General features: G+C 65.1%; 8 protein-coding genes. All 8 read right to left on the bottom strand.

The features are described from left to right. Positions 1 to 20: 20 nt before the first annotated feature. From LRQ04_RS08805 to LRQ04_RS08770, 8 genes are read right to left on the bottom strand one after another with little or no spacing between them, the layout of a single operon-like run. The gene (locus LRQ04_RS08805) at positions 21 to 4,502 is read right to left on the bottom strand and encodes an FtsK/SpoIIIE domain-containing protein (protein ID WP_235519536.1); all 4,482 of its coding nucleotides are present in this window, start codon (positions 4,500 to 4,502) and stop codon (positions 21 to 23) included. Then, positions 4,499 to 5,203: a hypothetical protein gene (locus LRQ04_RS08800; RefSeq protein ID WP_235519531.1), complete on the bottom strand. Its 705-nt coding sequence runs from the start codon at positions 5,201 to 5,203 to the stop codon at positions 4,499 to 4,501. The genes LRQ04_RS08805 and LRQ04_RS08800 overlap by 4 nt, the downstream gene beginning before the upstream one ends. Positions 5,204 to 5,248: 45 nt before the next feature. After that, on the bottom strand, positions 5,249 to 6,958 hold the full coding sequence (locus LRQ04_RS08795; RefSeq protein ID WP_235519530.1) for a serine/threonine-protein kinase: 1,710 nt from the start codon (positions 6,956 to 6,958) through the stop codon (positions 5,249 to 5,251). After that, positions 6,955 to 8,688: an FHA domain-containing protein gene (locus tag LRQ04_RS08790; protein WP_235519511.1), complete on the bottom strand. Its 1,734-nt coding sequence runs from the start codon at positions 8,686 to 8,688 to the stop codon at positions 6,955 to 6,957. Before LRQ04_RS08790 ends, LRQ04_RS08795 begins: the two co-directional genes overlap by 4 nt. Then, entirely contained in the window at positions 8,675 to 9,577 is a 903-nt protein-coding gene (locus tag LRQ04_RS08785; RefSeq protein WP_235519508.1) for a PP2C family serine/threonine-protein phosphatase, read from the bottom strand. Before LRQ04_RS08785 ends, LRQ04_RS08790 begins: the two co-directional genes overlap by 14 nt. Continuing rightward, a complete protein-coding gene (locus tag LRQ04_RS08780; RefSeq protein ID WP_235519506.1) occupies positions 9,574 to 11,142 on the bottom strand; it encodes an RDD family protein in 1,569 nt (522 codons plus the stop codon). The genes LRQ04_RS08785 and LRQ04_RS08780 overlap by 4 nt, the downstream gene beginning before the upstream one ends. Beyond that, a complete protein-coding gene (locus LRQ04_RS08775) occupies positions 11,132 to 13,618 on the bottom strand; it encodes a transglutaminase family protein (RefSeq protein WP_235519503.1) in 2,487 nt (828 codons plus the stop codon). Before LRQ04_RS08775 ends, LRQ04_RS08780 begins: the two co-directional genes overlap by 11 nt. Then, positions 13,615 to 15,018: a DUF58 domain-containing protein gene (locus tag LRQ04_RS08770; protein ID WP_235519501.1), complete on the bottom strand. Its 1,404-nt coding sequence runs from the start codon at positions 15,016 to 15,018 to the stop codon at positions 13,615 to 13,617. Before LRQ04_RS08770 ends, LRQ04_RS08775 begins: the two co-directional genes overlap by 4 nt. Between the last annotated feature and the right edge of the window lie 22 nt (positions 15,019 to 15,040).

Below are 15,040 nucleotides of genomic sequence, written 5' to 3'. Positions count from 1 at the left end.
GGGTGTTTCGAGAAATCCTCCTACATCCTCCCGCGTGGCGGCAAATCCTGGCTGCGGTTCTCGGGCGGCATGGCGATCTGAAGCTTGCGTACTTTTCCGCGCCCCACGATGTACCCGCGTCCTGGAATGAAGTCCGGGCTGACCCGCCCAAGCGAGGTGTTGAGCAAGGAATCACCCTCGACGTCTCCCGGATTGAGCAACAGCCCGCGACGCCCGGATTTGAAAGGCTGGGCGAGGGACCAGGCTTGCGACCAGGTGGACGTTTCGGACTCACCCACCACCCATTGGTCGGCCTTGATCGCTGCAGTGACCAACCGGCCGACACCGGACTCGGCCAACGTATCGGTGAACTCTGTCAGTCCCTCGATGAATATGGCCATGGTGCCCGGATTATCCGATGCCTTGTCGATCAGGTCGTCAACCACATCCGAGACCTCGTCCGGCCCCACCAGGGACCTGCTCCAAATGTTCAGGTCCGCAACCGCCGAGCGCCGCGACCCGATGTAGATGAGGTCGGTCCGGGGATTGGACCTGCGCAGCGCGTACGCCAGGGTAACCAGTGCCACCGTTCGCCCGGCGCCCGGGGGGCCTGCGAGCAGGAGCGAACCCTTGGCCGCAATGGCAGCCGGGCCGAGGGTCTCGTCGTCGACGCCGATGACCGGGTTGTCCTGCGCGCCGCCGGGCAGGATGTCCAGGTCCACCAGTTCGGGGAGCCGCTGGATCTGGGGTGCCTGTTCGAGGCCTTGGCGGATCATTGCCTGGCTGAGCTTGGCCACTTCCCGCGCCTGAAGGGCAAGGTTCGAGTTGCCGCCCAGCACGGCGAGCTGGACCTCGAGTCCGTCCAGCAGTCCACGCCCGGGAGGCGAAGCTGCATTGAGGACGTCCTTGGGAACATCAAGGGTCATGTAGTCGTCCTCGGAGCTGAGGCGAAGGACCAACCGTTTCTGGATGGATGCAAGGAGCGACGCCGGGACGGAGTTGGTGCGGTCACCGCTCACTACCAGGTGGATGCCCAAGGGACGACCGTCCGTGGCGAGGGTCAGGAAGATGTCCCAGAGCGCGGACAGCTTGCTGTATTCGTACCCTTCCCGGAACGCCGACATACCGTCCACCAGGATGAAGATGCGCTTCTCGTCCGGTTTGTTGGCCAGTTCCCGGTATTCGACGATCGTTGAGGCCCGGACCTCCGCGAACCGTGCTGCCCGGTCATCAGCGACGTCCTTGAGCCAGCGGAGCAGCCTGCCGACTCTTTCGACGTCGTCGCCGTTGATGATTTCGCCGACGTGCGGGAGACCTTCGAGCATCTTCAAGCCGTTGGAACCACAATCGATGCCATAAACGTGCACGGGCCCGCCACGGGGTGTGACGGCCGCGGCGATGGCGATGCTGCGCAACGCTGCGGACTTGCCGGATCCACCCGTGCCGTAGACGGCCATATTTCCGTCTTTGTCCGGCTCGTAGAAAACGGTCGGCTGGTCCTGGTGGGCGGGGTCGTCGGCCACTCCGAGCAGGAGGCGTTCATCGCTTCGCGGGTTCGGGAGCTTTGAGAAGTCGTAGGTGGTGGCCAGTTCGTTGAGCCACGGCTTCCTGGGCGGCTCAATCGACAGGACGTCAGCTGCACGGATGATGTTTCCGGTCATCCTGGCAATGTCGTTGGGACCGGCAGGTTCTTCCTCTCCATGCTGGTCCAGGGGCGGTTCCCAGGCAGGTCCGGATCCGAAGGCCATCTCCACAATGTCGATGCGGGGACGCTGGGGCTTGTCCGTGGTCCAACCACCGGCATATCCGGTCTGGAAACCCTGGATGCGTCCCGGGCCGGTCTTGGCGGCACCTCGGCCTGGAATGGACGGATCAAAGTACGCTGCAGTGGGAACGCCCAGGATGTCCACTGCGTCCACTTCGTCGGCCATGCGCAACGCGACCCGGAGATTGGTGTTGGCGCGCAGGTTGTCCTTGATGACACCGGCGGGCCGTTGAGTGGCGAGGATCAGGTGCAGGCCCAGGGATCGGCCACGGGCTGCGACGTCCACAACGCCATCGACGAACTCCGGAACCTCGGTGGCGAGGGCGGCGAATTCGTCCACGATGATGATGAGGTACGGCGGCGCTTCGGGATCTGCTTCGCGTTGGAGTGCCAGCAGGTCCTTCGCCTTCTTCCTGTTAAGGAGGCGTTCGCGGTAGTGCAGCTCAGCGCGCAGGGATGTCAGTGCCCGGCGGACCAGGTGCGGCGAAAGGTCGGTGACGAGGCCTACGGTGTGCGGCAGGTGCAGGCAGTCCGCGAACGCTGCACCGCCCTTGTAGTCGACGAAGAGGAAACTGACGCGGTCCGGGCTGTAGGCGGCGGCCATGCCCATGACCCAGGACTGCAGGAACTCGGACTTGCCCGCACCGGTGGTTCCGCCCACCAGCGCGTGCGGTCCCTCGTTCTTGAGGTCCAGGTAGAACGGCTCCACGCCCTTGGAGCCCACCAGGGCCCGGAGGCTGCCGTTGTCTTTACGGTTGGGCACGGCCGTGGCATGGACGGAGTTGTTCTCCTGCCACCGCTCGGCAACAGCCTGCGGGTTGTCCATCAGCTCCTTGCCGATCAACGTGGCGTAGGAGACAGCACGCGGAAGGTCGGAGTCGTCCTCGAGCGGGTTTCCGACATCCACCAGGGGTGACATCATGCGAGCGAGTTGCGTCGCCAGCTCCGCATCGACGCTTTCGCAACTGACCGGATACGTGTGGCGTCCCAGGCGCACCTGGCCCGTGGTTGTGCCGTGATCGCCGTCGACCGACAGGAAATCGCGGCAGGCTGCCGGCAAGGACTGGACATTCGCGGCCACCCACATGATGTGGACGCCGTAGTCTGGGCCCCTCTCCACCAGGCGGGTGAGGCGTCCGCGGTCCACGGGAGCATCGTCCTCGACAACCACCAGGACCGCGGGAACAACGGGGCCAGGAAGCTCTTCGTGCTCATCCTTAAGTCCGGGACGCAGCTGCGGACCGGGCTCCTTGGCCATGGACTCGCGTTCTTCCACGAGGTTCTCGAGACGGGACAACAGTGCTGCACCGGCCCCGGGACCGGCCGCCAGATGGTCCCCTGACAGGGGGCTGTGGCCCGAGCCCACGTGCGGGAGCCATTGCAGCCAGTCCCAGCGTTCCCGTGACCGGGCCGAGGTCAGCGCCGCCAAGACCACTTCCGCCGGTGAGTGCAGGCCTACCAGTTGAAGTACCACGCCGCGGGCGACGTCGTCCACCACGCTGCGGTCACCGGCCACCCCGAAGGAACCCGAGGTGCGCAACTGCGAAACGATCGGTACACCCTCAATGACGCGGACCTGCTGCAGGCACTCCTGGATTTCGCGCATGTACCGGGGTTCGGTTTCGTTTGCACCCGGTTCCTCGAACTGGATCCGCGACGGCGCGGAGCCGAGCCCGAACCGCACCCCGAGGAAGTGCTCGTGTTCTGGACGCTTGGTCCACAGGAGCGGCCCGAGCTTGTAGATCGCATCCACGGTGTCACTGACGGACGGCGCTTCCTGCAGCCTGACCGCCCGTTCGATGTTTTGCTGCCGGTCGATGTCCTCGCGGAAAGCCAGCATGGCAGCCGTGAACTGTTTGTGGCCTTCCTTGGCCTGGCGTTTGCTCTGCATCTTGTGGTCCACATAGTGCCCCACAATGAAGAGCGGCATCATGGCCATGAACAGCACTGAGAGCAGGTTCTGGGTGACCGCGAAAAGCACGCCACCCATCAGCAGCGGTGCCACCAGCATGATGTACGGGAACGGCTGGTGCTCGGGACGCTTCGGACCGGCCGGTGGCACCCGCTTGGCCGATTCGAACCTGGGGAGCACACGCGGCGAGCGGTTGAAGTCCACCAGCGGCGAGGACGGTCCACCACTGTGGTTCCGCGAGAGGGCAACCACGCCCACGGTGGTGTCACCCAGCGTCACCGTATCGGAGGAACCAAGGGTTGCCCGCGTCACGGGCAACCCGTCCATGAGCAGGCCGTTGGCCGAATTCGTGTCAACGATCTCCACGGTTTCGCCCACGGTGACCCGCGCATGGCGCTTCGAGGTGAGCGGATCCGAAAGGCGGATGTCCACGTCCCGGTCCCGGCCGATGTAGCTGGTACCGAACGGCAGCGAAAATTCGCGGCCGACGTCGGGCCCTGACAAGACGCGCAAGGTCGCCGCCGCCGGTCCCCTGTTGTTGCCGTCGGCGTGGCCGTTCGAGGCGAACTGCTCACTTACCTGCGCGAGGGAGACTTTGGAGCCGGGCCGGAGTCCCGACTCCAGCAGGTTGTCCGTTGGCCGGAGGACGTGCCCGGAAAGCCCGCCACCGACGAACGCTTCGTCGACGCTGATGGACAGGTTCGACGGCGCTTCGGTCCCCTTACGCGCGGGGTCCGCCACCCAGAGCTCGGTGGCGATATCCGCGACGGTGGCGCGGCCATCAACTGTGACGGCCAGGTCCTTGGCTTCAGCCGTGTCGCGCCGCAGGGTCAGGCGGAACTTCATGCTTCGTCTGCTCCAGTCATGGTTTCAAGGAGGTGCAGGTCAGCCGCTGTCACCAGATGCGAGGTCACGGCGTGCTCAACCAGGCGGGCACGGCGGTTGGTGGCGAGTTTTCCGGCTCCCCCACGCAGCCCGACCACGCCTACGCGGTCCAGTTTGTCGCACACATTGTCCAACTTGCGGTTGAAACGGGTCAGCGCCCACCCCAGCCGCTTTGCGGCCTCAGCGGACGACGGGATTGCGCTGAAACCGGTGCCGTCACGCCGAAGCATGGGCTCGGCCAGCGCGACAATCAGCGCCTTCTGCGAATCGGTGAAAAGCACGGGCCCGATGGTGGTGTCGCCCGCCTGGTCCTCATCCCGTGCTTCATGGCGGAACGACGGAGTTTTCAAATGCACCGCGAACTCGTAAGTGGTGGGACCGGCCGTGAAAATCACGTTGGTGTGGCTGAAAACCAGCGGAATCCGAGCCCCGGGAGCCAGCCAGGCCTGCATCCCGCCGGAACCGTCGGCGATGGTGGCGGACAGCATGCTGCCCACGTTGCTGAGCCACCAGATGCCGTCGTAACGGGCAATCTGCAGGAAGCGCCGGTGCAGGTAAGGGTTGTCATCTACCTCAAGGTCGCCTTCGCGGCCGATGTCGAACACGTCCTCATCGGATGGTTCGTACCATTCCCCACAGAAATCTATTGCTAGATCCCCCATGATCTGTGCCTCCTCAGTGGGCAGTGAATTTGTTGCATAAGCCGTCTACTTGTCCAGGCAAGCGATGGAATCGGGTCCTCCGGGCGACGCTGATCCGTCAGCCCTGACCAGGATGACCTGGATACACACCGGTGGTGCTGTGTTACCCGACACCACTGCGTTGGTGGCGAGCGTCGACTCGTAGGGACCATCGGACTTGGCCGACTTGGTCCTCCATTTGAACGTGTCCCCGGGCTTCATCTCGACGTAATCCCACCGGAAAATAATGAGTGGAGGTCCCATGCCGCCGGACTGCTGTTCTGCGTGCAAACCGGTCACTTCAGGAACGCCGCCATCACCCAGCGCGTCCACGGGTGGCTTGCTGCTGCTCTCGGTGGGAGCTGCCTTGGGTTGGGCATTTGCCCCGAGGACCACGCCCACCACAATGGCTACCACCAGGACAGCTGCGCCGGTTGCCGCCAACCACAGGTTTCGTTTGCCGTGGTCGGCCGGCTGCGGCTCAACCGGCGAGGCACCCGATGGCGCGCCGGAGCGGCTGACCGTGGCGTCGACGTCGTCGTTTTTGCCGGAAGGCTGCCAGCCGCGCAGGACCGTGGACTCGGCGGTGTCCGGCTCCGCGGGCGCGCGGTTGGCCGTGTGGTCCGGCACCCGGAATTGCGGCGGTGCCTGGAACTGGGCAGGCGTCTGCACCGTTTGTGGCGGGTTCTTGGGCTGCACAGGCTGCGGACTTGTACCTGGAACCGTGGACGGGAACGTGCGTGCCGGGAACGTCGGGGCGGACCCGGTCGTGGCGGTTCCGGAAGCGTCCGGATCGATGGAGGCGATGCTCCGGACCCGGGTTTCCTCGACGTCGTCGTCCGGGTGCTCTTCGCCATGGCCCGGTTCTTCGAGCACTTCGAAGGGCGTGACGGAGAGGTTGAGCTCGGTCTGGATCCGCTGCAGCGCCAGGGCGAAAGCATGCGCCGAGGAGTAGCGGGATTCGGGCGACTTCGCCATGGCCGTAGCCAACACCAACTCGAGGGATTCGGGGACATCGGCCCGGCCCAAGCGCGGAAGTGCCGAGTTGGTGATCCTCGAAATCAGTTCACGCTGTGAATTGTCCTGCCCCGGAAGAACGAAGGGCGAACGGCCGGCCAGCAGCGTGTACAGGGTGGCACCCAAAGCCCAGATGTCCACGGGGACACCTTCTACTGGCCCTCCCCGGAACTGCTCCGGCGGCGACCACGGAATGGACATGCCGGCGTCGTCCTCGGTGTCGGCGCCGATGGTGCCGGAGATGCCAAAGTCCGTCAGCGCAGGCCTGTTGTAGTCCGTGACCAGGATGTTGGCGGGCTTGATGTCGCGGTGCACGATTCCGGCGCGGTGCGCGGTCTCGACGGCGGACGCCACCTGGATCCCGATGGCGAGGACCTCGTCCACGCTGAAGCGCTGACGACGGTAGCGGACGTCCAGGCTTGGCCTGGAGCAGTATTCCATGGCGAGGTAGGAGTGACCGTTTTCGGTGATCTCGGCCTCGAAGATCGTCACGATGTACGGGTGGGATGACAACTGCGCCATCAGGTTCGCCTCTGACTCGAAGCGGCGGCGCGCCCCTTCGGTCTTCAGGTCCGACAACAGCACCTTCACAGCCACTTTTCGACGCGGCCTGTCCTGCTCGTAAAGGTAAACATCCGAGAAGCCACCGGAACCCAGCAGGCTGATGTATTTGAAACCCGGGATGGGTGGAGGCGGCGCGGGGGGCCTCTTGGAACTCAAAGAATCTCCTCGAAACGCAATGAAATATCGTCACCCAGTTCGGCGATGTCGCCGTCCAGCAGGATGGCCATCTCGTTCTGGGCGAGCCGGCGTGGCGCTTGCCCTTCCCTGATGAGCACGGTGCCATTGGTGGCCTTCAAGTCACACAACATGACGTGCCAGCCCTCCAGCCGCACCTCGACATGCGAGCGCGAAATGTCCCCGCCAGGGCTCTCAACCTGGACCAAACGGGGCATAGTGCCACCCTGGACACGGGAAACCGACGGCTGCCGGCCAATAATCAGCGACTGGTCAAGGTCGATGAGCTCGCCTGTGGAAAGCCGCATGCGGCCGAGCCGGGGTCGCGGGACGTGGACCGCGTCCCCGGACAGTGCCATACCGCACACGGAGCATTGCGGGTAGGTTGGCGGATTGGCATGTCCTGCTGGGCAGACACGCGCCAGGACACTCGGCCCATTGACGGGTGCTGTTCCTGCAGCTGCACCGGACTGCTGGGCGGCTGTGTCGTTACCGACGGGAAGACTGCTCTTCATAATGGTTTCGCCGTCGTGGTCCGGGTCCGCTCCTCCGGACGTCTCCGACGGCGGGGGCGGTGGCAAGGCAGGCGACCAACCCGTTGGCATTTGGGGTGCGGGTTCGGCCACTTGCTCCGCGGCCTGAACGGCCGGCGCAGCGGACGGGTTGCCGACCGCAGTTGACGTGCCGGAGCTGCTTCGGAGCCACGGAACCGAATCGATGAGGCCCGTGGCCGGTACAGCCTGGACCTGCCCGACGGCGGACTCGGCCGGAGCGGGCCCGCTCGCTGCCGCTGTGGTTTCCGCGGCCGGTGGTTCGGGCGGGGTTGGCGCAACCGGAGGGGCCGGTGCTTCGTGTGGGTGCTCGGCTTCATCGTCGATGCGGACGGCGGCGTCCTCGATGTTCCGCATCACCGTCTTATCCCAGAGGTGGTCGTAGTTGGTGGTGTTCTCCAGCGACGGGACCAAGGGATCGGTGCTGCTGGTGTGGACGGGAAGCTGGGCTTCTTCTTCTGGCTCCGGCTCGGGTTCGGGTTCGGGTTCCAGCATCAGCTCGGGTTCGGGCTCGGGCTCCGGTTCGGGCTCGCGCTCCGGTTCCGGTTCCGGCTCCGGGAAGCCGATCATGGTTTCATCGGACACCCGATCGGAGACCGGGGTCCCGGTCGCTGCAGTTTCAGGAACAGGAACGGCTCCGGGCTCAGCCTCGGCTACAGCGCCGCCTGCCGCCGTACCCAACTGGACGTCAAGGGATGCCAGCAGCACCACGCCTTCGGCCAAGGGAAAGCTGTTCAGGGCAGCCCCGCTCAACGAAGACTGGTCCAGTGGCGTGGTGCTGCTGCCGATGCGGAGACTGTAACCCCGGGCATCCGCGATCCGCCGTTCGGTCCAGGTGGTCACGTCCCGCCCGGTGATCCGTTCCTGGCCGTCCTCCAGGTGCACCAGCAATTCGAGCTCCCCGCGGAGGAAAACACGCAGGGCATCCGTGGCGGCGATGATCCCGAAAGGAGGGATACGGCTGAGCGAGACACCGAAGGCCTCCGTCACTTCGTGAAGCACCTCATGGGCCTCGGGCGCAGATGCCAGCAACTCCCACACGGTATCGATGAGTGCGTGTGGCGTGTCAGGGCCCAAGAGAACAACTGTCCCCCCGCGGACCACACCGAACCACTCACCGTGCTGGTATCGGGCCGGCGAGCGGTGGTTACTGCTTACCATCGGCGCCTTCCTCCTGGTCAGTTCCATTCACCCAAGCCCTGGGAAGGGTGTCTTCCTCCACCTCGGACGCGACCTCGGGCCTCGGCGCGGTAGTGGCGATGCCGGCGTCGTTCATTACGTTCTTGGCGTCAACCACAATCACGGTGACGTTGTCCCGGCCCCCGCTCCGCAGAGCCGCCTGGATCAGCGCGTCCACCGCGTCCTGCGGGTGGGCCACTGTGCTGAGGATGCGGAACATGTGCTCATCGCCGAGTTCGCCGTTGAGGCCGTCAGAGCAGACCATGATCCGGTCGCCTTCCTGGATGGGCAGCAACCAGAAGTCGGCTTCGGTTTCATCTCCCGTACCCAAGGCGCGCGTGACCACGTGGCGCCGAGGATGGACTGCCGCCTGTTCGGCAGTGATGTCGCCGGAGTCCACCAGTTCCTGTACCTCGGAGTGGTCCACGCTGACCTGGGCGAACGCGCCCTGGCTCAGGCGGTAGGTCCTGGAGTCTCCGATGTTCATCACCAACCAGTAGGGCAGGCCCATCTGTTCCACCACCACGACGCCGGACAGGGTTGTCCCGGCCCGGGCTCCGGTGGCAGTCCGGATGGCTGCGTCAGCGTTCAGCAGGCAGGCCTGCAGCTCCGCCGCAGAGGCGGTGCGGACGCCCGACGCGAGTTCGGGTGAGCTCCCCAACGTCCGCACGCACATGCCGCTGGCTATTTCGCCGGCCTCGTGGCCGCCCATGCCGTCAGCCACGGCAAAAACGGGGTCGGCCGCGATGAACGAATCCTCATTCAGCTCGCGCCGGAGACCACGATCGGTCCCGTACCCGTAACTCAGGCGGAAGGTGGACGGTGCTGATGCCTGGCCGGCGTCAGCGGGCGTGGACGGCTGTGGATTCATGCTTGTCCTAGGTGGAAGGAACGGTCGCCAAAGTGGACTGTCGAACCGGGACGGACCAGTATGGCGTCGCCGGGGTGGAGCCTGGTCTGGATGCCGTCAGGCGTGGTGACTGCACTCCCGTTGGTGGAATTCCGGTCGGTGACCCACACGCCGTCGCCATCAACCCGGAGGTGCAGATGGGTTTTGGAGATGGACCTGCCGGGGTCCGACACCGGCAGCAATTGCTCCACGGTTTCCCCTGGCTGGGGTGCAGGGTTCCGCCCAAGCAGGACCGAGCCGCCAAGCTGGACGTCCTGGCCGTCGTCGACCGTGATCCTCAGTACCGCCTGGGCCCGGCGGGCCCCCGGCCGCATCTGGGTCCGTTCGACGTCGTCATCAGGGTGGGCGGCAAAAGCCTGCTGTTTGTCAGGTTCGGGCCGTTGTGCGGCATGGTCCTCTTGGGGGACGACGGCGGTGGCTTCCGGGTTCACGGTCGGTTGCAGTCCCGCTGCGGTTACGGGGCGCGGGGCTGTGGGTGGCCGCCATTGATTGGGGTCGTGCGATGGCTGCACAGACGGTGCCGGGCTTGGGCCGGGAGCGGATTGCGACGGTGAAACCTGCGTCGGGGCAACCTGCGCACGTTCGGTGGGCCTGCCGCCCGGGACCGGCGAGGTCACAGGCTGCACCGGCGGGAGGTTCATCGGCGCGAAACTGTAAGGACCTTGGATGCCGCCGGTGGTCACGGGATTTCGCCCTGCACCAACATCGAAGACCAATGTCTTCGCGGCCTTGTCGTGCCAGCCGCGCAGCTTGCCGTCCTTGTCCCATGCGTTGGAGACGACAACCAGGATGGCCCACACCGCACCCAGCACCAACAGCGGCAATCCAGTCCACAGGGCCGGACCAATCAGGCCAAGGGCGGAGAGGATGACAGAGGCCAGCGCGCCGAGGAGCAAGACGCTGCCGGTCACGATGCCCCGGACAAAGACCGCTCCTGCCCCGGGTGCGTAGCCATCGGAGTCGGTGCTCCGGATACCCATCAGCTTGTTCCCAAGGGTGTTGCCGGTCCTGGCTTCCAGCCCAAGGAGCACGAAGCAATAAACCACTGTCACTCCCAGGCCTATGCTGCCCAGGAGGACCAACAGCCCGGTGTCATAGACAATGAAGCCGTTTTTCCGGGTTTGCGTGATGCCGGCAATCCCGATGGCGAAAGTGGTGGCCAGGACGGCGATGGGACCAAGCCAGTCCAAAACCGCCGCACCGAGCCGCTTCCCGGTGGATGCAGGCACCAATTCCAGCTTGCTGGTCATTGTTGCCCCTCCCCCTGGTCCCGGTCCTGCGTCCGGCGTCGTTGTTGTTCCCGCCTGCGCATGGTGCACCGGCGATGACACTACCGAGATACTACCGGGATCGGTGTGGCCTTGCCGGGCGGCAGACTCCAGAGCAGCCATTTGGGCGTGGTTGATGTTGCCCTCTTTGCGTGCTCCGCGATTGCTCAGGGGAGATCCGCACTGCGTACAGAATGTGGCCCCCGGACGGACCGGGTGACGGCAGGCCGGACACAGTTCTGGCTGGCTACTGTTCATCGGTGGAGTCCTTCATGCGCTTCAAACGAAACCGCCGGCGGCCGGCAGTGGTTGATGACTGCTCGCGACGGCGGAGCGCTGCCCTGCCGTCCGACAACAGCGACCGCGGTGAGAACCTCGCCTGCTGCCGTTTCCAGAAGCCAACGCTCCCCGTGATATCGGTCAGGGACGAATCCACGATCTTCCAGTACTCCTTCACCTCGTCCTCGCTGGGCTGTCCGGCCCCGAAAACGGCCGCATCGGCCCGGTGGGCGAGCATGGTGGTGGTGCTCCCTGTGGACGGGAACGCATCCGCGATGACCGTGGCGGACTCGCGGCGGGTGGACTTGGTATCGATGGAAGCACCCAGGTCAGTTGCGAGGCTCAGTACTTCGTTCCAGCCACCGCTCACACGCTGGGCCGGATGGCCATCACGGAAGCGTGCCTTTCGGCGTCGTGATTTCAGCAGGAGGATCAGCAACAACGGAATGGCCAGGATCCCCAGTGGAATCAGCGCAACCCCGATGGCAGCGAGCAACGGACCCCAGAAGAGCCACGGGTTGTTCTTCTTCTCGTCCGCGTCCAACGCGTCCGGAGTGGAGTCCGGCGGCAGATCCGCAGGTTCCTGGGGCGGGGGTGGCGGCTGCAGTACCTGCGGCTTGGGCTTGGACTTGTTCTGTGGGTCCGGCGGGATCGGCACGTTGTCCTTGGGCGGCGTGGGATCGAAGGACACCCAACCCACCCGGTCGAAGGCCACCTCCACCCAGGCGTGCACGTCCTTGCCCGTGATCTTGATATCGCCTGCACCGTTTTCGGGACTCTTGGGATCCGGATAGAAACCCATGACGACGCGGGACGGAATCCCCAAATGGCGGAGCATCAGTGACATGGAAACGGCATACTGCTCGTCGTCGCCCAGCATCTGCTTGGCCGAAAGCATGTTCCTGATCCGCGCAGCACTGTGGCCGGGAAGGCTGGGAAGCTGGCCGTCGGCTACCAACCCGTTGCTGAAAGCCCCGCTCTTTTGGAAATGGGCCTCAATCTGGCGGACACGATCAATGGCCGTCGGTGCGTCGGCAGAAATTTCGTTGGCCTGCGACGCCACGATCGGCGGAACGTCCTGGGCATCAGGCAAGGTCATCTTCGCAAAGTCGTACTGCGTCAACTGGCCGTGCTCCAAGGTGCCCAGATCGGAGACCTGGACCGTATAGCTGTCGCCCTTGGCCATGCCATTAGTGGTCACGGCGGTATCTGTTCCGGAGTTGAAGTAGAGGCCGGAGGCGGCGCCTGAAGCATCAGCAAAACTCATGCCGGTGGTGTGGCGGCCGCCCGGGACGAAGTATCCCTGATAGTCCTCAATGCTGATGTCCAGGGTGTAATTGGTGGCCTTGACCGGGCTGCCGGCGTCAGCCAGTGTGTTCAACGACTTGGCATCACCCACTTTGCTGAAGTTTCCAGAGCTGTTCGGATCCATCGTGTAGTTCGTGCCGTTGAAGGCGTCCAGCGCCGCGAGACGGACCCGGGCATCCTTGGGCAGGCCCTTCACCGTAAAGAGGGTGCGGTCCTTCTCGTCCTTGACGAAATTCCGGAAGCTCGCCAGCGGCGTCACATATTGCCTGGGATCGAAGGGCGGAACGATCGTGTTGCGGAGGACCTTCCGGTCATCGCTGGCGGTCACCAGGGGTGATGCGAGCGCGGTGACCCCTACCGCAACGGCGATCACGGCTGCAGCAGTCCCCAGACGGCGGAGCTGGCCGCGGCGGGCCGCACCGGCGTCGGAATTGGGCCTGTTGGCCGAAACGGTCCTGGTGCTGCTCAGGCGCAGGACGTCGCGGCGGAACGTCGCCCAAACGATTGACACAATGGTCAGCGAGACGCCGCGCTCCACGTTGAGGAACCCGGCGTTGGTACTGAAAGCGATACCGGTAACGAACAGGACCAGCACTGGAAGCAGCGGCCAGTACGGGCTTTTCAGCCGCCACGTCAGGAGTCCGGCGGCCAGGGCCGTGAGCAGCGAGCTCAGGAACGGCACGATCAGCGTACCGTTCGCGGTCCCCACGGGGACCCCGACGGTCAACATGTCCTTCCAGGCGAAGACAACGCCCAGGAGCAAGGTCCTCAGCGACTCGAGGCTTGGCAGGACGCCGAACGCGGCAGAGTCCGGGACCGCCAGCGCCGGGCCAAGCAGCAGGTAGGCACCCAGGGCCAAGGCGGTGGTGATGAGCATCCCCAGGCGCAAGTGCGCGTTCAGCACCGCAATACCCAGTCCCAGGAGCACACCTCCCAGGCCTGCGATGAAATAACGGGGGTCTCCCCCGAAGCTGAGGCTAAAGCCAAGAACGCCGAGCAGCAGCAACACTGTCAAAGAGGCGAAGTCGACGGCGAAATGCCACAGGGGGCGGCCTGCACCGAATGGCGATCCCCCGCCGGTATTCGTGGTCCGTCCCGCAGACCTGGCCGCACGGGGCCGGACGCGAACGTTGGGCGCGGAGCTCATGCTGCCGCCTTTCGAAGAACAATGGCGAGATCGTCCAGGTCGCCAACGGTGAGGACGGTCAGGTCCGCGATGTTGGCCCTGGACGCAGCGGCCCCGGGTTGAACCCGCACGGCCAGGCTTCGCACGCCCGGCGGAACGGAGGCTGCCGAAGTACGGAGCTGGGTCGCTGTGACGTGGCTGCCGACGACGAAGAACACCACGGAGGCATTCGGGACAGCGTCGGCAAGATTCCGGGCGAGGTCAACGGCGGTCTTTCGCATGGGTGCCCCGACAATCCGGGTGGTGTCGTCCAACAGGTTACGGCCGGTTTCACAGCGAAGCGGCCCTTTTTGGGTCAGGACGTCCAGGTCACGCTGCTCGCGGATGGCTTGGCGGCCGATGGACGCCGCAACCGAAATTGCCATTTCGAACTCCGCCTCGGAGTCGTATTCGTCGGTGTTGATCGACAACGCAATGGCGAGGTGCGCACGGCGCGTCTCTTCAAACTGGCGGACCATGAGCTTGTTGGTGCGGGCGGTGGTCTTCCAGTGGATGTGCCGTCTATCGTCCCCGGGGACGTAGTCCCGCAGGGCGTGGAAGGAGACGTCTGCGCTGGAGAGCTCCGTCGTGGGCATGCCCTCAAGGTCGCGAATGAACCCGGCAGCAGAACTGCCCAGCGACACTGTCCGCGGGTGCACGAACAAATCCACGGGCTCGGTCCACAGCACCCTGCGACGCAGGAGGTGGAGGGGGTCGGCCCGAACCGAACGGACGGGCCCCACCACGATCACTGCCCGGCGGGCTGTGGGGATGGTGAAGAGGTCCTCATGGACCTGGGCGGGTTTCATGCGCGGCAAGTGGAAGATTGCGGTGTTGGCGCCCACGGGCAATTCCAGCGCCGCGGGCAGGAGGGGCCGGGTGGAAACGTTGGATACGGCGATGCTGCCCACCGCGTCGTCTCCAACAGCTACGCGGGTGCGGGCAAGGTCCAGGACCACACCGTACGCGGACCGGCCAACAATGAAGGCAATGGCCAGGACGAACAGGAGGAAGGCAACCAACGCGGCCGACTTCGCTTCCTGCCAACCCCAGGCCTGACCGGCCCACCACAGTCCGATGGCAGCGGCCAGGACAACCCAGCCCAGGAGGCTGACCACGGCAAGAACGGGCCAGGCATACGTCAACCAGGCTTTCCGGACTGCACGCCAGGCCGGGAGCAGGACCTCGCCGGCCGTTCCAGCCGCTTCAACCCAAAGCGACGCCGGGTGGAGCTTGCTTGCCTTGCCGGTTCGGCTACCCCGGTCGGGGCGGTTGCCCGAGGGATCGGCCGAACCGCGGAGGCCGCGGACGGCGCCGCCAAGCGACGAGGCAGCGCGCTTGAGCGAATCAGCAGCCCTGTTCAGGGGTGTGCTGGAGGACATGTGGGGACCTTTGTTCGTGCCG

Source organism: Paenarthrobacter sp. AR 02 (assembly GCF_021538675.1).
In the GTDB taxonomy this organism is placed as follows: Bacteria; Actinomycetota; Actinomycetes; order Actinomycetales; family Micrococcaceae; genus Arthrobacter.
Note: the sequence above shows the minus strand (reverse complement) of the source record. Positions and strands in the feature narration are given on the sequence as shown.

Coding starts and splice junctions, on each gene's coding strand:
- LRQ04_RS08800 (WP_235519531.1), bottom strand. CDS start 5,203: ATGGGGGATCTAGCAATAGATTTCTGTGGGGAATGGTACGAACCATCC.
- LRQ04_RS08775 (WP_235519503.1), bottom strand. CDS start 13,618: ATGAGCTCCGCGCCCAACGTTCGCGTCCGGCCCCGTGCGGCCAGGTCT.
- LRQ04_RS08770 (WP_235519501.1), bottom strand. CDS start 15,018: ATGTCCTCCAGCACACCCCTGAACAGGGCTGCTGATTCGCTCAAGCGC.
- LRQ04_RS08780 (WP_235519506.1), bottom strand. CDS start 11,142: ATGAACAGTAGCCAGCCAGAACTGTGTCCGGCCTGCCGTCACCCGGTC.
- LRQ04_RS08805 (WP_235519536.1), bottom strand. CDS start 4,502: ATGAAGTTCCGCCTGACCCTGCGGCGCGACACGGCTGAAGCCAAGGAC.
- LRQ04_RS08790 (WP_235519511.1), bottom strand. CDS start 8,688: ATGGTAAGCAGTAACCACCGCTCGCCGGCCCGATACCAGCACGGTGAG.
- LRQ04_RS08785 (WP_235519508.1), bottom strand. CDS start 9,577: ATGAATCCACAGCCGTCCACGCCCGCTGACGCCGGCCAGGCATCAGCA.